18 protein-coding genes are annotated in these 21,363 nt (G+C 41.2%); 11 read left to right on the top strand and 7 right to left on the bottom strand.

Annotation, left to right across the window (positions count from 1 at the left end; genetic code table 11):
• Positions 1–11: 11 nt before the first annotated feature.
• The 4 genes from C900_RS02360 to C900_RS02345 all read left to right on the top strand — a co-directional run bounded on the left by C900_RS02360 (position 12) and on the right by C900_RS02345 (position 5,291).
• The gene (locus C900_RS02360) at positions 12–863 is read left to right on the top strand and encodes a PstA family ABC transporter permease (RefSeq protein WP_009577954.1); all 852 of its coding nucleotides are present in this window, start codon (positions 12–14) and stop codon (positions 861–863) included.
• On the top strand, positions 860–1,681 hold the full coding sequence (locus tag C900_RS02355; protein WP_009577953.1) for a phosphate ABC transporter ATP-binding protein: 822 nt from the start codon (positions 860–862) through the stop codon (positions 1,679–1,681). The genes C900_RS02360 and C900_RS02355 overlap by 4 nt, the downstream gene beginning before the upstream one ends.
• A gap of 34 nt (positions 1,682–1,715) precedes the next feature.
• On the top strand, positions 1,716–3,071 hold the full coding sequence (locus C900_RS02350) for an FAD/NAD(P)-binding protein (protein ID WP_009577952.1): 1,356 nt from the start codon (positions 1,716–1,718) through the stop codon (positions 3,069–3,071).
• Between the two features lie 429 nt (positions 3,072–3,500).
• A complete protein-coding gene (locus C900_RS02345) occupies positions 3,501–5,291 on the top strand; it encodes an SLC13 family permease (protein WP_009577951.1) in 1,791 nt (596 codons plus the stop codon).
• Positions 5,292–5,517: 226 nt separating this feature from the next.
• Here C900_RS02345 and chrA read toward each other — a convergent pair whose 3' ends face one another.
• The 7 genes from chrA to C900_RS02305 all read right to left on the bottom strand — a co-directional run bounded on the left by chrA (position 5,518) and on the right by C900_RS02305 (position 11,919).
• Positions 5,518–6,768, bottom strand: a complete 1,251-nt coding sequence (chrA, locus tag C900_RS02340) for a chromate efflux transporter (RefSeq protein WP_009577949.1) — start codon at positions 6,766–6,768, stop codon at positions 5,518–5,520.
• Positions 6,769–7,546: 778 nt separating this feature from the next.
• On the bottom strand, positions 7,547–8,320 hold the full coding sequence (locus C900_RS02330) for a metallophosphoesterase family protein (RefSeq protein WP_009577947.1): 774 nt from the start codon (positions 8,318–8,320) through the stop codon (positions 7,547–7,549).
• Between the two features lie 2 nt (positions 8,321–8,322).
• On the bottom strand, positions 8,323–9,375 hold the full coding sequence (arsB, locus tag C900_RS02325; protein WP_009577946.1) for an ACR3 family arsenite efflux transporter: 1,053 nt from the start codon (positions 9,373–9,375) through the stop codon (positions 8,323–8,325).
• The gene (locus C900_RS02320) at positions 9,375–10,001 is read right to left on the bottom strand and encodes a low molecular weight phosphatase family protein (RefSeq protein ID WP_009577945.1); all 627 of its coding nucleotides are present in this window, start codon (positions 9,999–10,001) and stop codon (positions 9,375–9,377) included. Before C900_RS02320 ends, arsB begins: the two co-directional genes overlap by 1 nt.
• Positions 10,002–10,008: 7 nt before the next feature.
• Entirely contained in the window at positions 10,009–10,893 is an 885-nt protein-coding gene (locus C900_RS02315) for an arsenite methyltransferase (RefSeq protein ID WP_009577944.1), read from the bottom strand.
• Between the two features lie 49 nt (positions 10,894–10,942).
• Positions 10,943–11,278, bottom strand: coding sequence for an ArsR/SmtB family transcription factor (locus tag C900_RS02310; RefSeq protein ID WP_009577943.1), 336 nt, complete (start codon positions 11,276–11,278; stop codon positions 10,943–10,945).
• Positions 11,279–11,613: 335 nt separating this feature from the next.
• Complete coding sequence (locus tag C900_RS02305; protein WP_009577942.1) at positions 11,614–11,919, bottom strand: DUF202 domain-containing protein; 306 nt, start codon at positions 11,917–11,919, stop codon at positions 11,614–11,616.
• Positions 11,920–12,325: 406 nt separating this feature from the next.
• Here C900_RS02305 and C900_RS02300 point away from each other — a divergent pair, with 406 nt between their 5' ends.
• The 7 genes from C900_RS02300 (at position 12,326) to C900_RS28035 (ending at position 21,332) form a co-directional block, all read left to right on the top strand.
• Positions 12,326–13,165, top strand: coding sequence for a universal stress protein (locus tag C900_RS02300; RefSeq protein WP_009577941.1), 840 nt, complete (start codon positions 12,326–12,328; stop codon positions 13,163–13,165).
• Positions 13,166–14,081: 916 nt separating this feature from the next.
• The gene (locus tag C900_RS02290) at positions 14,082–14,477 is read left to right on the top strand and encodes a response regulator (RefSeq protein ID WP_009577939.1); all 396 of its coding nucleotides are present in this window, start codon (positions 14,082–14,084) and stop codon (positions 14,475–14,477) included.
• A gap of 4 nt (positions 14,478–14,481) precedes the next feature.
• On the top strand, positions 14,482–15,627 hold the full coding sequence (locus C900_RS02285; protein ID WP_009577938.1) for a sugar transferase: 1,146 nt from the start codon (positions 14,482–14,484) through the stop codon (positions 15,625–15,627).
• A gap of 34 nt (positions 15,628–15,661) precedes the next feature.
• Positions 15,662–16,849 carry a glycosyltransferase family 2 protein gene (locus C900_RS02280; protein WP_051052758.1) on the top strand — a complete coding sequence of 396 codons (1,188 nt, stop codon included), beginning with the start codon at positions 15,662–15,664 and terminating at the stop codon, positions 16,847–16,849.
• Positions 16,850–16,852: 3 nt separating this feature from the next.
• Complete coding sequence (locus C900_RS02275) at positions 16,853–17,749, top strand: glycosyltransferase family 2 protein (RefSeq protein ID WP_009577936.1); 897 nt, start codon at positions 16,853–16,855, stop codon at positions 17,747–17,749.
• A gap of 11 nt (positions 17,750–17,760) precedes the next feature.
• Positions 17,761–19,650 (top strand): asparagine synthase (glutamine-hydrolyzing), encoded by a 1,890-nt coding sequence (gene asnB / locus C900_RS02270; RefSeq protein WP_009577935.1) that lies wholly within the window; start codon positions 17,761–17,763, stop codon positions 19,648–19,650.
• A complete protein-coding gene (locus tag C900_RS28035; RefSeq protein ID WP_009577934.1) occupies positions 19,641–21,332 on the top strand; it encodes a dienelactone hydrolase family protein in 1,692 nt (563 codons plus the stop codon). The genes asnB and C900_RS28035 overlap by 10 nt, the downstream gene beginning before the upstream one ends.
• Positions 21,333–21,363 lie beyond the last annotated feature (31 nt).

Here is a 21,363-nt window from a genome sequence, read left to right as displayed (position 1 = left end):
GAAAACCACTCATGAGAAATACATACATACAGGAAAAAGTAGCCAAAGTGATACTCGCAATATTTACATTGCTCATTGTTCTGGTACTTTTCAGCATATTGGGAGGTATCTTTATTAAGGGACTTCCTGCTCTAAACTGGGAGATCCTGACCCAGGTACCTAAGGGAGGGTATTACTTTGGAAAAGAAGGAGGAATACTAAATGCCATTATTGGTTCGGTGTATCTGGCCATCGGAGCATCGTTAATAGCCGTTGTGATCAGTGTGCCTACGGCATTGTTTATACACACCTACCTCTTCTCATTTCCAAATTGGCAAAAAAGAATCCGTTTATGTTTGGATGTATTGTGGGGTGTTCCTCCTATCGTCTATGGAGCCTTCGGTTTCAACCTGATGCTCTTTATGGGCTGGCCAACCTCACTACTGGCAGCCATTATTACAGTAGCTTTTCTCATCAGTCCGGTGATGATCCGGGCTATGGACGAAAGCCTTCAGCAAGTTTCACATGGACTCTTCGAATCGGCCGTTTCACTGGGGTTTTACAAAGGAGAGATAGGGTATAAGTTTTTGCTGAGGCAAACACTGCCCGGAGTAGCTACGGCTTTCCTGTTGGCACTAGGAAAAGGAATTGGTGATACCGCTTCCGTACTGTTTACAGCAGGTTATACCGACTATATTCCGGAAAGCCTGACAGAACCTGCAGCTACCTTGCCTTTGGCTGTATTCTTTCAGCTCAGTTCACCTATTCCCGAAGTAAAGGCAAGGGCTTATGCAGCAGCAGTAGTATTGACGATCATCATACTTACCATCAGCATTTCATCAAGATTTATCAGTAAAAAACTCTCTAAAAACAAAATAGCATGAGAAACAGTAATCATGTATCATCAATTATAGATCAGGAAATTATAAGGAAGGATCAGGCTAAAGGGCTTCACAACCTGATCTATGTCAAAGACCTGAGCCTCTGGCATGGCAAACAACAAACGCTTAAAAATGTAGAACTCAACATCCGTGACAAAGGGATTACTGTTCTTCTCGGACCATCGGGTTGTGGTAAAACCACTTTGCTCAAAACCTTCAATCGCTTGTCCGACCTTTACCCGGACATCCGTACCGAAGGGTCCATTTTCTTTGAAGGAAAAGACATCCTCAGCAAAGAAATCGATGTATATGACTTGCGGCAAAAAATGGGGCTGCTCTCCCAACGACCACAACCCTTGCCAGGTACTATAGCCGAAAATATTCGCTATGCTTTAAAGCTGAAAGGCATAAAAGCTAAGTCGGAGCAGGACGATCGTATAGCACACTACTTGCAAAAAGTCGCCCTTTGGGAAGAAGTAAAAGACAGGCTGAAAAGTCCGGCAGGCCGGTTATCCATTGGTCAGCAACAACGATTGTGCCTTGCCCGTGGGTTGGCCATTGAACCTCGTGTGATTTTGGCGGATGAACCTACTTCTGCATTAGACCCCATTTCTAGTCGAAAAATCGAAGAGCAATTTAAGGAGTTGAGTCAAGAATTTTCTATCGTATTGGTGACACACATTTTACGACAAGCCAAACGCCTGGCCGACTATGTTGCCTTTATGTATTTCGGAGAAGTAATAGAAAAAGGCCGTCCGGATGTGCTCTTTGAAGACCCAAAAACGGAAACCTTCAAAGAGTATTTGTTTGTCGGCCATTAAACTTAAACAACAATCAAAAATTGATTATAATATAATGGAATCTCATGCTATTGTAGGAGGCGGATTGAGCGGTACCCTTACCACCATTCGACTTTTAGAGAGAAGTATTGAGCCTCTGCTTATTCATATCTTTGAAAAGTATCGGCATCAGTTTGCCAAAGGTGTCGCTTATGCCTCAAAAGATCATTGTCATCTATTAAATGTTCCTGCTAAAGAAATGAGTATTCACGAGGACAAACCGGATGATTTTTGTAGATGGTTATTAAAAAATGGTTATATATACGAACCAAATGATTTTGTTCCGAGATGGGTGTTTGGTCATTACCTATCAGATTCTTTGGAAAAAGCTATAAAAAGATATTCGCAGCATCAAGTATATGTTCACTATAGTGAAATTACCAATCTTGACATTTATAATTACAATACTTTTACCATTCGGGATCAAAATCAGCAAGAGTTGACCGTACAAAACTTATGGTTATGCATTGGAAATCTACAGCCTCATGAATTTGACATCAAAAATAATTCAGACCAACGCATGCCATATATCTCCAACCCGTGGGATGTTCACCAACTAAAGCGGATACACCCTAAAGATGATGTCCTGATAATAGGTAGCGGCCTGACAATGATAGACCAGGTCCTGTCTTTGAAGCAGAAAAATCATCAGGGAAAAATCACGGTGATCTCTCGCAGAGGCTTGATTCCCCAGCCACATAAGGCAGTGGAAGACTATTCACTACAAACAATACCTAATTTTAATAGCATGCGGGTAGTGGAATTGCTCCACTGGATAAGGAAAGAGATATGTTATGCTGAAAAAAAAGGAATAGACTGGAGGAGTGTTATTAATGCTGTAAGAAACTATACTCCGGAAATTTGGAAAAACCTATCCAAAAATGATAGAATAAGTTTTCTCACTCATTTAAGGCCATATTGGGAAACTTCCCGCCACAGAGTGCCTGCGGAAAGTTATGAAATATTCCAAAGCCTACGTGAAAAAGGGAGGCTTGAATTAATGGCTGCCAGGATAAAACTAATCAGGAAGGAGGAGCAAAAGTTGCTGGTTGATATTAAGGTAAGGCAATGCATTGAAGAAGAAACCCTCGAATTCGACTGGCTGATTAATTGTACAGGTCCTCAGGCTTTTGGCAAGCATAAAAATATGCCATTCTTTAAGAGTATGATAAGTGCCGGTGTGCTAACCCTTGACGAACTAAACCTCGGCATTAGAATTTCACCCTCTTACAAAGCGATCGGTAGGTTGTCATCAGAAATTCAGAATTTGCATGTCATTGGTCCCCCTGGTAAAGGCTCATTATGGGAATGCACCGCATTAAAAGAAATTAGAACCCAGACGGATTTAATTAAGAAAAAGCCTGTTAAATAGTGTCTCTAAGAAAACGCAAATGTCTGCATTATGCTAGTCCCAAAAATGCCCACGTACCTCAGTCCGCTCCGCTTTTTGGGACAAGCCTTGGCCTGGACGTTTTCTTAAAGCCACTTAGAGGTTTCTTATAGACACTAAATAGTTACTCATACTCAAGCTGCTTTTCATTTTTCCTAAGCCAATCATTTTCCCCTAAACTTATTACTACACTAACTTGGTATAGTTTATAGGTTTAATCATATTTGCCCCCGTTTTGAAGGTAAGTATGAATGACTTTATCTTTTTTATGGTAGGTAAAACTATGGCCTTTTCCATTTAGCGAAAGATGAGGATTCCGACAGTATATTCTGTAGAACGATTGATCTCATACAGAAAAGCTCACAAAACTCTTGTTGTTTATTTATTATATTTACATAGAACCCAATATGTATGACTCCTGATGCTATAATCACCCTCTGCGTAATCGTAGGTGCTATAATTCTTTTTGCCACCGAAATAATATCTATCGACCTGGTGGCATTACTTATCATGGTAACGTTGATACTTACTGGAGTTATTTCGCCTGAGGAAGGAGTAGAAGGATTTAGCAATAAAGCCACTGTTACCGTAGCATTTATGTTTATATTGAGTGCAGCCCTTTTAAAAACCGGTGCATTGCAGCTTTTAGCTCATCGCTTATCAAAGACCTTTCGATATAATTTTAATTACGGGATAGTGATGATGATGATACTGATAGCTGTCATTTCTGCATTTGTTAACAATACACCTGTTGTTGCTGTCTTCATTCCCGTTATTGTGCAGATAGCAAATGTTTCGGGACAAAGTCCTTCAAAAATGCTTATTCCCCTGTCATTTGCATCCATTTTCGGGGGCTGTTGTACACTCATCGGGACTTCCACTAATATACTCGTAAGTGGGATAGCAGAAAAGGCTGGTCTGCCACCTATATCTATGTTTGAATTGACACCATTAGGATTAATATTTCTTTTGGCAGGCATTACGTATATGGTTTTTTTGGGGATAAGGTTACTGCCATTCAGAAAAGAAGAAAAGGATTTAACAGCAAAATTCGGACTACGTAACTATTTGACTGAAATAGAGCTACTGGAAAATGGTGATTCCGTAGGAAAGAGAATCATGGAATCGGAACTGGTTAAAGAGCTTGAAATGGATATTATCGAGGTACGCAGAAATGGCAATTTTACCTTACCACCTGGTGACTTCATACTTCAGGCGCATGATGTTTTAAAGGTTAGGTGTGATGTAGAAAAAATAAAATCACTGAAAGACAGGGAAAAAATACTAGTGAACTCATCTGTTAAAATTGGTGATGATGATTTGAAAGGAACAAACTCTACTTTAGTGGAGATGGTAATTACTTCTAATTCAGAGCTTGATGGCAAGAAATTACGAGACGTAGATTTTAGGAGAAGATTCAGGGCGGCACCACTAGCCATCAGGCACAGAGAAGAAGTAGTAAGAGAGCACTTGTATGATGTTCGGTTGAAGGCAGGAGATGTTATTCTTGCAGAGGTTAAAACACATTTTGTGAAGGAGCTTAAGCAATTGGAAAATTTACAGGATGCGCCATTTATCCTACTATCAGAGGATTCTATCACTGATTTCGACAAAAAAAGATTTTCTATAGTAGTGTTGACCGTTTTGGCAATTGTCTTACTTGCAACACTCAATATCGTAGATATTATGGTAGGGGCAATAGCAGGGGTTTCCTTACTGGTACTTTTAGGCTGTCTTTCTATGCGTGAGGCTTATGAATCGGTTAGCTGGAAAATCATTTTTCTGCTAGCTGGCGCCCTCAGTTTGGGTACAGCCATGATTAACACTGGTTTAGACCGAATGATTGCGGAAACTCTGGTGCAAAATTTGGGGCAGTGGGGGCCTGTTGCTATAGTCTCAGGACTCTACCTGGTTACATCGTTTATGACTGAAATTATGTCAAACAATGCTGCCGCTGCACTTTTAGCTCCAATTGCCATAGCTATTGCACAAAGTATGGGTCTTGAGCCGATGCCATTCTTAATGGCTATTACTTTTGCTGCATCAGCAAGTTTTATGACTCCTGTAGGCTATCAGACAAACACCATGGTCTATAGCGCAGGTCAGTACAAGTTCATGGATTTCATAAAGGTAGGTACGCTTTTAAACATTCTGTTCTGGATTATTGCTACTATTTTCATTCCCCTTATTTATAAGTTTTAGAAATGTTTAATAGTCGTTATAAACCATCATTTTGCAGTATTTTATTTATTTATTCAAGGCGTTTGAAGTACTGTTAATTTCACTCAAACTTGGCTCCCAAAAGTTCGGGAATTCCCTGCCACTTGCCTCTACAGATTTGGAGACATTGCGTGGCAGTATAGACGCCCCACCGATGATCATTGAGTTTTGAATGAATTTTCTGCGTTAAATGAGTGAATGTGAAAGGTTAGAAAATTAGAAATTTTACCAGTAGTCCCAGCGCGATACAAAGACCAATGGTTTTAAGCATATCCAGTTTAAACCCAAAATAAGCTACACAAGCCGCTACTGTAATTCCTGCCACCCCTATATCTATTGAGGCCAGATCGGGAATAAGTAAACGCATACCATAGAACGACCGCTCTTCGATTGTTTTGAAGATCGTATTGAGAGAAAACCAGATGCCGAGATTAAGCACTACACCCACCACAGCGGCTGTTATCGAGGAGAGTGCTGTACTCAGGTTTTTATTATTTCTTAAACTTTCGATATAAGGTGCGCCGAGAAATATGAAAAAGAAACAGGGAATAAAAGTCACCCAAGTCACAAGAAATGAAGCTAATACACCCGCCACCACCGGATCAAGCGTACCAGGATTTCTGAAAGCCCCCATGAAGCCCACGAATTGAACCACCTGGATGAGCGGCCCCGGTGTTGTTTCTGCCATCCCAAGGCCATCTAGCATTTCACCGGGTTGCAACCAGCCAAACGTTTCCACTGCCTTTTGAGAAATATATGCCAGCACTGAATAGGCCCCTCCGAAGGTGACCACGGCGGCCTGACTGAAAAACAGGCTCTCCTTTGTGAAGATATTCTCCAGCCCTAAAACGATGGCCAGTAAAATGATTGGGACAAACCATAGTAAGAGCCAGAATATGGCTGTCTTCAAACTTTGAGACAGGGTTGGTCTATCAGTAGTAATGAGCGCATCTATCAGACCCTCTCCGGAGTTGGCAGCCTCTTTATGACCTTTAATGACATAAAACTTTTCTTCACTGATTTTTCCACCGACAAAGCCAATAAGCGCAGCACCAACAACAATAATGGGGAAGGCCACCTCAAAAAAGAAGATAGCAATAAAGGAGAGAATTGCTATGGCAACCATCACTTCATTTTTCAGTGCTTTTTTGCCGATTTTAATCACTGCTCCAACCACAATGGCAAGCACTGCCGGTTTAATGCCATAAAATATACCTTCCACTATAGCCACATCTTTCCAAAGGGCGTAAAGTATGCTAAGAAAAAGAATTGAGAGAAAGCCAGGCAGTACGAACAGGGCGCCTGCAACAATGCCACCTCTGCGGCCATGTAAAAGCCAGCCAATGTAGGTGGCCAATTGCTGAGCCTCTGGCCCCGGAAGCAACATGCAATAATTCAAAGCATGCAGGAAACGGTTTTCACCTATCCATTTCTTTTCCTCTACGAGGAACCTGTGCATAACGGCAATCTGACCTGCCTATGTAGAGCGACTTTTGTCCACACATTCAAAGCTTCTCGGAAGCTCGGAAGAATCATTTGGGGATTAGTGGTATTCATGATTAAATATAGCTTATCAAACGCTTGCATACATCAATTCCTATGGAAAATAAAAACTTTAATTGGTGTGCTGACCTTTTAAACTTAGGGTGGAAAAACTGATCGAGGAAGCTCAGACGAAAAGGAAAAATGCCAGACCAACCGAACCAGGTTGATCTGGCTTGTGATATTATTTATCTGTAACCAAGTGATATACACATGGAATAACAACCAGGTTGAGCAATGTAGCCGATCCCCCTAGAATAACCACGGCAGAACTTTAGATTTCATTGCCCGGTTCACCACCTTTTAAATAAAGTCAAAGTGGATATAGCAGCGGCAAAACCTGCGATACCCACCTTTTTTAAAGGTATTCTAAATTTGAGATATTAGATATCACTAACAAGCAATACTGATTATAATTTTTTCTTTCATTATAATTACAGTTTCGACCTTTATTCTCGCTTGTAAATCTTTGCATAACCCTCCAAAATTTGGCTGAAATTTTGCTCCAAAAAGTTCGAGAATTCGCCCCTTCCCGCTACTATGACAAAAGGAAGCTGATTTTCGGCTTCCTTTTTGTTTTTAGAGGATTGATCCGGGATCAAGATTCCTGATCCCCACTCTGCTGCGTCAGGAATCATGAAAAGGAAAAGATGGTATCAGAAATCATCGGCTCAAATTTCTTTGCAAAGCCCGGATCACTGCGCGGTTCTTAACTTATCTGCATAGACATTTGGTAACGGGCTTTCCTCTACCGCTCTTGCCGCTTTTTCCACATCATAATCAACTCTCACAAAAGTCACTTCAACAGACTCAGGAATAAAAACGGATAGGTTTTCGTTGATAGTCATTATTACATAACACGCCCTGGGGTCGCCATCTTTTGGTTTGCCTACAGAGCCCAGATTGATAGCATGCCGGTAAGCTATTTTTCCATCTTTCCGGTATTCCAGTAATCTGTGGTAAGGTTTGTGGGTATGTCCAAATAGCATAATATCGGCTTCGGCTTCTTCCATGATCCGCATCAGGCTCTTTTCAGGCCGGTCTTCAAACAGGTATTCATTGATCTTTCTGGGGCTTCCATGTACCATCAAAAGATCAACTGCTTCATGGTGGTTTTCAAAACGAAGGCTCATATGCCTCGGGAGCATTCTTAAATACGATCGCATATCATCATTTACAACTTCATTTGTAAATGATATGGATTGCTTCCCCCAGGCTTTTTCTTCATCGGATTTATAGGCGCATCCACACTCATTGCTGTTAAGGCCAATACCTTCATCGTAATTGCCAGCAAGCGTAGGTATATTACGTTGACGGATAAGTGCTGTCACTTCATTGGGCCACACGTTATAACCTACCAGGTCTCCAAGGCAGTAAACAAAATCGGGGTTTTTCCGGTCAATATCTGCCAAAACAGCCTCTAAGGCAGGCAAGTTGGCGTGAACATCTGAAAAGAATGCTATTTTCATATTTAAGCAGATTGAGGTTGATAATACTTTTTCTTTAACCAAAATGCCACATTGACCAAAGCGATCAACGCGGGTACTTCTACAAGAGGACCGATTACACCGGCAAAGGCCTGCCCACTGTTTAGGCCAAATACTGCAATGGCAACTGCAATGGCCAGCTCAAAATTATTACCGGTGGCGGTGAATGAGATCGAAGCGTTCTGATTATACTTCGCACCCATTGCTTTGCTTATAAAAAAGCTGATGAAAAACATGAGCCCGAAATATATCAGCAATGGTATGGCAATCCTTACCACATCAAAGGGTATGGCTACTATCAGTTCACCCTTAAGACTGAACATAACTACGATGGTAAATAGCAGAGCTATTAAAGTGATGGGAGATATTGCAGGAATGAACTTTTCGTTATACCACTGCTCGCTCTTCACCTTTACAAGTATTATCCTGCTCAGCAAGCCGGCTAAAAAAGGAATACCCAGATAAATGGCCACACTTTCCGCGATGGTCGCTATTGAAATATTAACGATGGCGCCTTCAAACCCAAGTAACGGAGGCAGCTTGGTAATAAAGACCCAGGCATAAAAGCTGTAGGCAAATACCTGGAAAATACTATTCAAAGCTACCAATCCGGCTCCATATTCGCTGCTGCCATCGGCAAGGTCATTCCACACCAGTACCATCGCTATACAACGGGCCAGACCGATCAAAATAAGGCCTACCATATATTCAGGGTGATCTTGCAGGAAAATTATGGCCAGGCCAAACATCAACACCGGGCCAATGATCCAGTTGAGCAAAAGAGAAACACCTAGTATTTTAAGGTTACCGAATACTTTTGGCAATAACCGGTAATTTACCTTGGCCAGCGGAGGGTACATCATCAGTATTAATCCTATGGCTATGGGAATATTTGTAGAACCATGGCTGAAAGAATCAATAAATGCTGAGGTGTTTGGGAAAAGATATCCGGCTAATACACCCACTGCCATGGCCAGAAAGATCCATAGCGTAAGATGGCGATCAAGAAAGTTTAATTTTTTAGTTGCTGATGGCATTATTCGGTTATTTTGATTTTCGAAAATACATATAACATTTCAGTAGCGATCTGACTGTTTCTACGCGCATATACCTCGGTTTCTTTGGGGGTACCGTCTGCATATTTGGGGTCGTCATAGATTACCGAAACCCTTGCCTCTGCTTCTGCTATATGCGGGCATTTATCCTCAGCATCATAGCAGGTCATTACTGCTGTAAATGCCGTCCAACAATTGATCGGGTCGTTGTATACCTTGGAAAAACAGGGGATGGCCTCGGCCTCATAGGAATAAAAGAAGAAATAGACAGGTATTGTACGATCCTCTTTTTTAGTTAACAGAAAGCGACAACTTTCCAACGCCCTAATGGCGTTGCAATGAAACTCAGACGGCTCAGTTCCTCCCGAATATGCCTTTACCTTTGGTACACCCTTAGCCCATGCAATAGTTTCAGCCCATACCTGGCAAAGCTGGCTTCGCCTGGAATTGTGAGTACAGATGAAATTAAGGTAAATGGTTTGATGCCTGCCTACCTTTTCCTGGATAATATCGACCAGTGACTGCAAGTCATTTCTTCTCTCTTTTTTGATAGCTGTGATATCCAACTGTCCCAAAAATTCAGATATTGCAGGGATTAACTCTCTCATATCAAGTTTAGCAACATCCGCTACCAGGCATGCAGTTGTTTTGGAGTTCCGAGAGGTTCACTTTTTTCTTTTCCGGCTGATTTTTCCCTGGCTTTTCTGCATAAACCGTTACACTGAAAATTCCCGATGCTCCACTTTTAAAATCTTCCAGCTCTGCCGGTGTCAAATATTGGCTTAAGATATCTGCCGGAATAATTATGGGTTTCTCCTTTTGGATCGTTACCTGAAGGAATCCCTGCTCGTGGATGAAGTTTAAGTACTCATCTTTCTGAATGGCACCGGAAACACATCCGGCATACATTTCAGCATCTTTTTGCAAGGCCTCAGGAAGCTGCCCTACCAATACAATATCAGAAATACTGAAATGCCCTCCCGGCTTCAGTACACGGAATATTTCTGCTATGACTTTCTGCTTATCAGGCACCAGGTTCAGCACACAGTTGCTCACTACCACGTCTGCAGAGTTATCGGAAACCGGCATATCTTCTATATCCCCGAAGCGGAACTCCACGTTGTTAAAGTTTAGTTTCACGGCATTTTCCCTGGCTTTTTTGATCATGGCTTCCGTAAAATCTATTCCGATCACTTTACCGGTTTCTCCTGTTTCGTGTCTGGCCACAAAGCAGTCATTTCCAGCTCCGGAGCCCAGGTCTATCACGGTATCCCCTTTCTTTATTTTCGCATATTGGGTAGGCAGGCCGCAGCCAAGCCCCAGGTCGGCATCGGCATTATATCCTTGCAGTTCAGAATAATCATCAGTCATAATGTTATAGACCTCTGTAGAGCAGCCTCCCGCACCACAGCAGGAAGCCGCGTTCATTTCTTTATCCTGCTCAGCGATTTGGCTGTATTTGTCGCGAACTATCTTTTTAAGTTCTTCTGATGTTTTCATAGCTATATTTGTTTATTGCAATATTACGATTAATCGATTCAAATTTTTTTTAACAACAGTCCCGGTCAGAAGCTATGGCGTACTGCGTGAAAAGATGGTTAAACAGGTTTTTTATTTCCTCCCAGCGCACAGGGTTGATGCAGTAGCTTACAGAGACACCTTCAATAGTACCCTGTATGATGCCAATAGCCTTAAGCTCTTTTAAATGCTGACTAATAGTGGGCTGCGCGAGTCCTAATTCCTGAACCAGATTACCATTTATACACGTATTCGCCTTTAGCAAATATTGAACAATGGCTACCCTTGCCGGGTGAGCAAAAGCCTTGGCTACTTGCGCCAGTTCATTTTGTTGTTTTGTGAAAAGTTCGGTTTTAGTTACACCCATTTACAAAGTCATTAATACATCGCAATATTACGATAATAAAATGAGAATATACTTAAATACTAGTTTTTTTTTTCTGCTCAATCTGTTCATACCCATCAAGCGAGTGTCTGCGTTGCGTTTGTTCCAAAAATACTCACCTGACCCCTTGCCCTGCCAAAGCTGCTAAGCGTAGACCTTGACGTTTTCTTAAAGCCACCTGGAGTTTTCTTACAAGCACCAGTCAGATAAATCCTGCAGGAAAGATTAGGGGCAATGCTCTTGGAGAAACGTGGCAGGCGAACGAACCGGGCCTTAAAAATGATGCTCCTTATTTATTCGTGCAAAGCGTTCTTGCTTTATTTTTTCATATTATTATAAAACGTCCACAAGCGTCTTTTGAACCTGTGGTATCTTATAATGCCTGTTACTAAAAAGGTAATACTCAGGGCAAGAGCAATATATCCTATCCAGTTTATGTTGCCAAAGTTCTCCAACTGCAAAAAAGCTATACCTCCCAATGCCAAATACAATGAGGTTCTGATATATGACAGCAACGTCCGCTCATTGGCCAGCTTTGACCTTTCCAGAGCGAGGTAATCACGCAATATGATCTCCTCCCTTGCCGTGAATTTTGGTGTGAACCTGAATATATATTTCATCATTGTCCAATCCTGTTTTCCTGAAAAAATAAACCCTGTTCATTAATAACAGTTAGAGGCAGAATTTGATCTTTCCCGCTGCATCACCATCAGCTACATAATGTATCTAAGAAACACCAGTAGCTGCGTTACACTTACCCAAAATGCTCTTCCCCCAGGGGACTCCGCTTTTTGGGACTTCATCTCCCTCTTCAGCGGGAATGTTTTCTTAAAGCCACTTGATTTTTCCTATAAGCACTCGGTGATCGGTTAATACACACGCACCACTCTCGCCTGCTACTGTTAAATCAAAACCGGATCTTTGATCTATACAGGTAACTGATAAAAATCATTGGTGACAGTGAGGGGTATCATTCACCAGCAATAATATTATGACCATTTTTGAAATACAATAAATGTGTATGCAGTTATGAAAAAGATACTTGTCCCTACTGATTTTTCGGATTGCGCCAATGAAGCATCCCGGGTTGCCATAAAAATAGCGCTTAAAACAGGTGCAGAATTGTATTTCCTTCATATTCATTACACTATACCGACAGCCAGTCATGTACATGTAGATACTGATGGCGGCAGTATTTCAAGGCATTCTGCAAAAGAAGGTCATGCTAAAAGTCAGCTTCATCAGGTTGTAAAAGAGGCCGGGAGCCACGGGGTACGGGCAAATGAATTGTTTGTACTGGATACGGGTTATGAAAAGATAGAAAATTATATTGCACCTTTCGGTATCGATTTTATAGTCATGGGCACACACGGTTCGCATGGTTTCAAGGAAATATTTGTAAATACCAATTCACAAAAGATCATTAGAGAAAGTACCGTGCCGGTTTTGGTAGTAAAGGAAAATACCTCCTGGCCAATACAGAACATCGTCTTTGCTTCAAGTTTTGAAGATGATGCGCAACTACCCTTCAAAACGGTAGTTGACTTCGCTGACCTTAATGAATCGAATATCCATCTGCTGTACGTGAATGTGCCCTTCGCCTTTCAGGAAACAGATGTTATCATGAAAAAAATGAAGGAATTTCACGAAACCTGTCCCCGTAGTAGCACCTGCTCTATGAACATATTTAATTCACTTAATGAAGAGCGGGGTATTTTAAAATTTTCGGAATCTGTTAAGGCCGATCTTATAGCACTTACAACGCATGGAAGGCCCGGGTTTCTGCAAATAATGGCAAAGAGCATAACGGAAAGCCTGGCAAACCATTCAACCATCCCTATTCTGTGCATAAACACTCATAAATGGTGATGATTTGAGCGTGTATTTTACCACAAACCTTTATCTGGTTCGTGGATTTTCTTTTTAAACTTACTCTTTGTATATCAGTTTAGCTTTTATTACGATCACGCTAATTTATAAGCTTTTTTATGAGTCTATATTTACCTATATTGATCACTGAATAAAACACCTCAGTCAAATATTAGCACGAAATTTCAAACCACACTGGGAAAATAAAAGCACTAAACATCAAATAAATTAAACCTTTTTAATAGAAGGATAACAAAAAAAACACATATTTTACATGTTCTTCTTCTAATTTTACAACAATACAATTACCTGAAAATAAATAGCTTCCATTAAAACCAAATGGAGTTAACCATGTTATAATTAATGAGAACTAAATAGTGTCTATAAGTTACTTAGAGTTTTCTTAACACATGTCACTAAGAATACTCTTGACGTCATCGCGGCTGCCCCCGGGCTTGCCACGGGGAGGAATCGAAGCGAATCCCTCTTAATGCACGTCAATGAAGAGGGGGTTGCCGCACTTCGTTTGCAATGACGATAAATTGTGAGTTTTCTTAGAGACACTAAATAGTTTTCATAGCATAAGAAAACATAATAATAATTTACATGTTATGACTTACGTCATTGGTATTAATGCTTAATAACTATGATATTTGTGTCGGATACAAGGAAGAAAATGTCACATGTACCTTATTATTAAAATCTAAAAATAGCGAATTGACTCGATATGACTGGTTTTATTTTAAATTTGAATTTAAGAAGCAAAAAAGGGCTGGCTGCTATTTCGAATATCCGTTTTTTTTAGGTAATATTGATGTTCTATTGGTAAAAAAATGATAGTTGGCTGTTCGATTCGTAAAGTTATTGGAAAGTAACTGAGGATCAACGGTGAACATCTATATTAAAGATAATTCTCATGAAGAAAAAGATTTTAGTAATAGATGATGACGAGGCTATGCGTTGGCTCATCAAAAAAATGCTGGAAAAAGAATATACTGTTGATGTTTTCAGCCATGTAGCCAATGCACTTAAGCACATGAATCAGTATGGACATCCTGACGTCATTGTTACCGATATACATCTTCCAGTCATAGACGGTAAGGATTTTTTAAGCAACTTAAAAACCAATGGTCTGTATTCAGCGATCCCTGTAGTGGTAATTTCTTCTTTTAAAGATGAACAAACGAAATCCGCCTGTTTGGAAGCTGGTGCAGATGATTATATTATGAAACCTTTTAACCCCGAAAAATTGATCGAAAGGATCAATAATATCATTAACAACAAGCGAAAGGAGAACACGCTAATAAGATAAGAAAATGAAGGATAGCTATATATTAAATTTTCAGCCTATAAAATTCGACACACGTGTAACTCGTGAGTTGGAGCACCAGGTAAAAGGCAAAGTGCTTGTGTTGGGCAAATATGATGACCTCTGCCTGGACCTGAAGTTGGAAAAATATGAAGTACAGGCTATAGAAAATATAACTGAGGCCATTACCTGGCTTCAAAGCCAAGCATCGCACCGCGCCAATTTGCCCGATGTGATCATCATCAGCCAAAAAGTGGACAACGAAAATGTTGTATTGCTTCAATCTTTGCAAAGCCAGGAGCGCTTACATGAGATCCCCATTATATTCATTGGTGAAAAGTTTGATGAAAGCGAACGGGATCTTGCCATAAAAATTGGCGCTGAAGATTACTATACTGAAAACATTAGCGCCAAATACCTGTGCTTCAGAATAGAATTTCTTACCAGGTTAAGAGAGTTATCTAATGAAAACGCTGAAGAAGTAGGTAAACAACCTAAGCCTTCTATATATAATGGTGACTCTTTCAGGATGTGGTCGATGAAAAGAGCTTTCGACATTATGGTATCGGCAACACTGCTACTCATTTTGAGCCCGGTACTACTCCTCATAGCCATTGCGATAAAACTTGATTCCAAAGGACCTGTTTTCTACATTTCTAAAAGAGCTGGAAAAGGATACCAGATCTTTGATTTCTATAAATTCAGATCAATGAGGCAGGATGCTGATCGAATCGTAAATGAACTCAAACACCTCAACCAATACTCGGCGGATCCCGAAAAGGGAGAGTCTGTATTCTTCAAGGTGAAAAATGACCCCAGGATCACAAAACTGGGTGGATTCTTGAGAAAAACAAGCCTTGACGAGCTTCCACAGCTAATCAACGTCCTCAAAGGTGACATGTCTTTGGTAGGAAACAGGCCGCTCCCTCTTTATGAAGCCGAAAAGTTGACCCAGGACCAATGGGCGTTGAGGTTCTTAGCCCCTGCCGGCATTACAGGCCTTTGGCAGATCACCAAAAGAGGCAAAGAAGAGATGTCAGAAGAAGAGCGGGTTGCCCTGGATATGGAGTACGCTAAAAAGAATTCGTTTTGGTATGACCTGGGCATTATGCTGAGGACTCCAACTGCCCTCTTGCAGAAAGAAGACGTTTAGAAAAGCAAGTTGATCAACATAACCTCATTTAGACTTGGATATAGCAGTTACTATATTGGAAGCGGCCTTGCTATGCTATTTTGGCTACGTTGCCCTTTATACATTTATATTTTCTCTCGGAGGCCTTTTTTATAAAAGCCCACGCACCAAAGGAGGGTTCAAAGAAAAGAAGTTTGCCGTGATGATACCCGCCTATAAGGAAGACGGTGTTATATTTCACGTTGCCAAAGATGCGCTGAATCAAACCTATGATCAGAGCAATTATGACGTAGTTGTAATAGCTGACTCCCTGCAACCGGCCACGCTAAAAGATCTGGCTACTATTCCGGTAAAAACCGTGAAGGTTTCCTTTGAAAAAAGCACTAAGGTAAAAGCGCTTAATGAAGCGATGAAAAGGATTGGCGACAGCTATGATTATGGTGTGATTTTAGATGCCGATAATGTAATGGAGCCGCACTTCCTGGAGATAATGAATGACCTTCATCAGCAAGGCTATAATGCCATTCAGGGAAGAAGAGCAGCAAAAAACGAAAACAACAGTTTGTCTTATCTTGACGGTTTGAGTGAGGAGATTAACAATCACGTGTACGGTAAAGGAAGTACCACCCTGGGCTTATCATCTGCACTCAAGGGCTCGGGTATGTCCTTCAAATATGATGTTCTAAAAAGAATGCTGCTCCGGATGGATTCCATCGGAGGTTTTGACCGTGAACTGGAACTGAGGCTGGTGGGTGAAGGCACCAAGGTAAAATATGTATCCAAGGCTATTGTATATGACGAGAAAGTTGAAAAATCGAATGTTTTTGAAAATCAACGCAAGAGATGGATATCCAGCCAATTTTTTTATCTGAGACAATATTTCATATCCGGGTTGATCAATTTGCTTAAGGGAAGACTTACATATTTCAACAGCACCGTCCTCAGAAATCTTCAACTTCCCCGGCTGATCAATTTGGGACTCATCACGGTTTTGACTTTCCTTTTATTTTTCTTACAGAACAGACTGCATCTGCCATACGAAGCCTGGCTACTGGCCTGGAGCGCTACTGTGATGGGGATTGTTATGGCTATACCCAGATCGTATTATAATATTCGCCTGATCAAAGCAGTATTCCGGTTGCCTGCTATATTTTGGAAAATGTTCACCCTTCTTTTTAAGCTAAAGGATGCTAACAAGAAGTTTATTCATACACCCCATAGTTCACCTTCTCAAAGCAAATAGGCTATGCAAGAACCTCTTGTTTCGATCATCAGCATCAACTATAACAGCGCTGAACAGACCCGGGAACTACTCGAGTCGCTAAAAAGTGTTAATTACAACAACCTCGAGATCATTATTGTCGACAATGCCTCTGCCAATAGAGAGGTAGAGCTGCTGGTGGACGAATATCCAATGGTTAAATTCATTATGAGCTCTGAAAACCTCGGCTTTGCCGGAGGCAATAATCTGGCAATTGAAGAGGCCAATGGTGAATACCTGTTCTTTGTAAACAACGATGCTGAGCTTACCCCTGACTGTATACCTCCCCTGCTCCAGACATTTAAAGACTGCCCTGACGCAGGTGCCATAAGCCCAAAATTCCATTACCATAGTAAGCCTGGTATTATTGAATATGCCGGATATTCAGCAATAAGTCCCTTTACCGGCCGCAATACAACTATCGGAGCCAACGAAAAGGACCAGGGGCAATATGATGAGCTCAGCATGACCAATTACACACATGGCGGTGGCATGATGGTGCCAATGCGGGTGGTTGATAAAGTAGGGCCAATGCCTGAGGATTATTTTCTCTATTACGAAGAATTTGACTGGTGCGAAATGATGAAACGAGCGGGCTATAAAATATATTATCAGCCAAAAGCCCTGGTGAGACATAAGGTATCGGCATCCATCGGGCAGGATAGTACGTTAAAAACATACTATCTGACAAGGAACAGGATCCTGTTTATGCGTAGAAATAAAAATATACTCTCCTACTTCACTTTCCTGACTTTTCTGTTTTGTTTTACAGTTCCGAAAAACGTACTTCTTTTTACAGTTAAGAAAAAATATCAACATTTATCAGTTTTCTTGAAGGCCGTAACCTGGAACTTTGGTTTTAAAAAAATACCACAATTTTAAGAACGTAATTTATGTGCGGCATTACCGGATTTATAGATTTTAATAAGCGATCTTCAGAAACTACGCTCAGATCGATGACCGACCAACTGGTACATCGCGGTCCGGATGATAGCGGAATATTTTTCGAAGAGTCTGACCATGCGCAAATAGGACTTGGGCATCGCAGGCTATCCATTTTAGATCTGAGCGCTTTAGGTCACCAACCCATGCAGTTCAAGGATTATACGGTGGTGTATAACGGAGAGATCTACAATTTCAGGGAAGTAGCTGCACTTCTGGAAGAAAAGGGCTATAAGTTCAAGTCGGAATCTGATACGGAAGTACTGCTTAAAGCTTTTGATTGCTGGGGAAAAGATGCAGTAAATCATTTCATTGGCATGTTTGCCTTTGTATTGTATGATAAAAACCAGGACGAAGTACTGCTATTCCGGGATCGGGCCGGAGTAAAACCGCTTTATTATTATTTTAAAGATGGCTGCCTGCTTTTTGGCTCAGAATTAAAGGCTTTTCATCCGCATGAAGCATTCAAAAAGGAAGTTGACCATGACAGCCTGGCCTTGTTCTTGCAATATAATTACATTCCTGCCCCCTACTCTATATTTAAGTATACCCATAAGCTGGAGCCGGGGCATTTTCTTCAGTTGGATCTAAAAAATCGCGACCTAAAGAAAAATAAATACTGGGATGTTGTGGACTTTTACAACAAGCCTAAGATCGATATATCATATGAAGAAGCAGTAGAAGAAACCGAAAAGCTTTTGATGAGCGCTTTTCAATACAGAATGGTTGCTGATGTGCCTGTTGGCCTATTTCTGAGCGGTGGATATGATAGTACCGCTGTTACAGCTCTTTTGCAGAGCCAGAGTACAGAAAAAATAAAAACCTTCACGATCGGGTATGAAGAGGAGGCTTTCAATGAAGCCCCCGAAGCTAAAAAAGTTGCTGACTACCTGGGCACCGATCATACTGAAAAGTACTGCACAGCTAAAGATACTGCGGACATCCTGCACAAGCTGCCCCATATTTACGATGAGCCTTTTGCCGATAACTCAGTAGTACCTACCTTTTTGGTGAGCCAATTGGCCCGCACAAAGGTGACCGTGGCGCTTTCTGGTGATGCCGGAGATGAAATATTTGCAGGTTATGATAAGTTCAACAGGTCTGTCAACTTCACGCAAAAGATACCGGAGCTCGCTCAGAGCATCATGAGTGGTGCGATGGGATTGGTTTCACCCGATAATATTCCCATACTCAACAAAAAGTACAACTTTTCTACCCGCTATGAGAAAATGAGAGAGATCTGGAAGCATAAGTCTCCTTCCCTGGCAATGAAGATCATTTCTCAGTTTATTACAGAGCAGGAAGCACGGAAATTTTTATCGCAGGATTTTCAAAACAGGAAGACCTACTTTGATATAGAGGCTGAACTGAACGGAGGGAACGATGCCCTGAACAAACTCCTGGCGATCGATTATAAAACCTTTCTTTTAGATAACAACCTGACAAAAGTTGACCGCGCCACCATGGCTGTAAGTCTCGAAGGGCGCGAACCAATTCTGGACCACCGGATTGTAGAATTTGTTAGCCAACTCCCTTCGCATTATAAGATCAGGAATGGTGTAAATAAGAGTATTCTGAAGACGATAGTGCACAAATATGTACCTGAGGAAATCATGAACAGGCCTAAGAAACCTTTCCTGGCTCCTTTGACAGTGTGGTTTAAAGATGAGCTGAAGGACTACTACCTGGAATACCTCGATGAAGCGCGACTAAAAAGAGAGGGTATTTTCACACAAGATGTAGTTAATCTCAGAAATTCCTATCTTTCCGGGAAAGAGGTAAATCATCAAAAGCTTTGGAATATTCTTGTTTTCCAACTGTGGAAGGAAAAATGGATGTAAAGGATTCAACATCTGTATTTAAAACAATACTCATTGTAGTACTCATTTGGTGTTATGGATTGCCGGCAAGCGCCCAGTCACTTGAAGCCAAAAGAACACCAACAATATCACGCATAGGATATTGGGAATATCTGCCTGCCGAATATTCTCAGGAAAAGGAGCTTCCTGTAATTATCTTCCTGCATGGAAAAGGAGAGCGTGGTGACGGTTCTGAAGCGGGCTTGCAAAATGTACTCACCTGGGGGCCTTTGCGGCAAGTAAAAAATGATAAATTCGGAAAGTACAAATATGGGAATAAAGAATATTCGTTCATCATTCTTGCACCACAATTAAATAAACCCAGCAGCTTCTGGAGCCCCGAGTTGGTAGATGAATTTATCAATTACGCCTTGCACACTTACAATATTGATAAAAAAAGGATCTATCTCACCGGATTGAGTATGGGCGGCAATGGCACCTGGAATTATGCTTACAGTAACTTCAACGCGGAAAATAAATTAGCCGCAATTGCGCCTATTGCTGCATGGGGAAACGAGAAAAAGGCATGTATCATTAAAGAAAGAAATATTCCTGTATGGGCATTTCATGGTGAAGATGACATGACAGTGCCCTTTGCGCAAGGAAGAAGCATGTTTTTCGCGGTTGACTCCTGTCCTGGCGGCAATAAGGAAAACTATAGGTTCACTTCATATCCAAAAGTGGCCCACAACTCCTGGCAGAGAGCATATTTCCCATCCAATAAATGGCACACACCCAATATTTATGAATGGTTTTTAAGCCATTCATTGGAAAATCCGCCCGCCACAGGATTACCGGAAATTATTTCAGAGAAAAAGACCGAAGCCGAAAGTAATACCAATCACGTGACCTTAAAAGTGTTGGCAGAGTTATCTACTTCAATTAGCGAAACGTCCGGTTTAATAGTCGATGATAAAGGACGTATCTGGTCGCACAATGATAGCGGGCATGGCCCCCTGCTCATGAGAATTGACACAACCGGAGCGGTGCCAGAATTTAAAAAGGTCATATTTGCTTCCAATTTCGATTGGGAAGATCTCGCCAAAGATAAAAAAGGCAATGTTTACATAGGTGACATTGGCAATAACGAAAATATCAGAAAGCAACTTATTATTTATAAGGTTGCGTTGGGTGATTCATCAAGAAGAATAAAAGCAGAGGCTATTACCTTCACTTATCCTGATCAACTGGAATTCCCTCCCGCACGTGATAAAATGAATTACGATGCTGAAGCCATGATATTCTACCACGACTCGCTGTACATATTCACGAAAAACCGAACCGAGCCGTATAACGGGTTGATCAAAGTATATAGTGTGCCATCCCGGCCTGGCAGCTATGAAGCACAGCTTGTAGATAGCCTCCGATTAGGAGATGGCCCCATGTTGGACAATTGGATAACCGGAGCTGATATTAGCCCCGATGAAAAAACTGTAGTCCTGCTATCACACAGGAAATTATGGTTGCTCAGTTGCTTTGGAGGTAAAAGGTTTTCTGAAGGGCATGTAACAGAACTCACCCTCGACACTTTCACGCAAAAAGAAGGTGTTGCGTTCACCAACGACTCAACGCTTTATCTTACGGATGAAAGATTTAAAAAGGTATTAGGCGGATATTTATACGAATTAAATATTAACGCTTGGTTATCAAAAGATTGTGATTAAATTTGAGAAGCGAATTTGCATTCAGTGCTAT

This window comes from Fulvivirga imtechensis AK7 (genome assembly GCF_000331535.1).
In the GTDB taxonomy this organism is placed as follows: domain Bacteria; phylum Bacteroidota; class Bacteroidia; order Cytophagales; family Cyclobacteriaceae; genus Fulvivirga; species Fulvivirga imtechensis.
Note: the sequence above shows the minus strand (reverse complement) of the source record. Positions and strands in the feature narration are given on the sequence as shown.

Bases quoted from the DNA above. Each gene is read 5' to 3' on its own strand.
- C900_RS02360 (WP_009577954.1), top strand. From the start codon at position 12: ATGAGAAATACATACATACAGGAAAAAGTAGCCAAAGTGATACTCGCA.
- C900_RS02355 (WP_009577953.1), top strand. From the start codon at position 860: ATGAGAAACAGTAATCATGTATCATCAATTATAGATCAGGAAATTATA.
- C900_RS02350 (WP_009577952.1), top strand. From the start codon at position 1,716: ATGGAATCTCATGCTATTGTAGGAGGCGGATTGAGCGGTACCCTTACC.
- C900_RS02345 (WP_009577951.1), top strand. From the start codon at position 3,501: ATGACTCCTGATGCTATAATCACCCTCTGCGTAATCGTAGGTGCTATA.
- chrA (WP_009577949.1), bottom strand. From the start codon at position 6,768: ATGCACAGGTTCCTCGTAGAGGAAAAGAAATGGATAGGTGAAAACCGT.
- C900_RS02330 (WP_009577947.1), bottom strand. From the start codon at position 8,320: ATGAAAATAGCATTCTTTTCAGATGTTCACGCCAACTTGCCTGCCTTA.
- arsB (WP_009577946.1), bottom strand. From the start codon at position 9,375: ATGCCATCAGCAACTAAAAAATTAAACTTTCTTGATCGCCATCTTACG.
- C900_RS02320 (WP_009577945.1), bottom strand. From the start codon at position 10,001: ATGAGAGAGTTAATCCCTGCAATATCTGAATTTTTGGGACAGTTGGAT.
- C900_RS02315 (WP_009577944.1), bottom strand. From the start codon at position 10,893: ATGAAAACATCAGAAGAACTTAAAAAGATAGTTCGCGACAAATACAGC.
- C900_RS02310 (WP_009577943.1), bottom strand. From the start codon at position 11,278: ATGGGTGTAACTAAAACCGAACTTTTCACAAAACAACAAAATGAACTG.
- C900_RS02305 (WP_009577942.1), bottom strand. From the start codon at position 11,919: ATGATGAAATATATATTCAGGTTCACACCAAAATTCACGGCAAGGGAG.
- C900_RS02300 (WP_009577941.1), top strand. From the start codon at position 12,326: ATGAAAAAGATACTTGTCCCTACTGATTTTTCGGATTGCGCCAATGAA.
- C900_RS02290 (WP_009577939.1), top strand. From the start codon at position 14,082: ATGAAGAAAAAGATTTTAGTAATAGATGATGACGAGGCTATGCGTTGG.
- C900_RS02285 (WP_009577938.1), top strand. From the start codon at position 14,482: ATGAAGGATAGCTATATATTAAATTTTCAGCCTATAAAATTCGACACA.
- C900_RS02275 (WP_009577936.1), top strand. From the start codon at position 16,853: ATGCAAGAACCTCTTGTTTCGATCATCAGCATCAACTATAACAGCGCT.
- asnB (WP_009577935.1), top strand. From the start codon at position 17,761: ATGTGCGGCATTACCGGATTTATAGATTTTAATAAGCGATCTTCAGAA.
- C900_RS28035 (WP_009577934.1), top strand. From the start codon at position 19,641: ATGGATGTAAAGGATTCAACATCTGTATTTAAAACAATACTCATTGTA.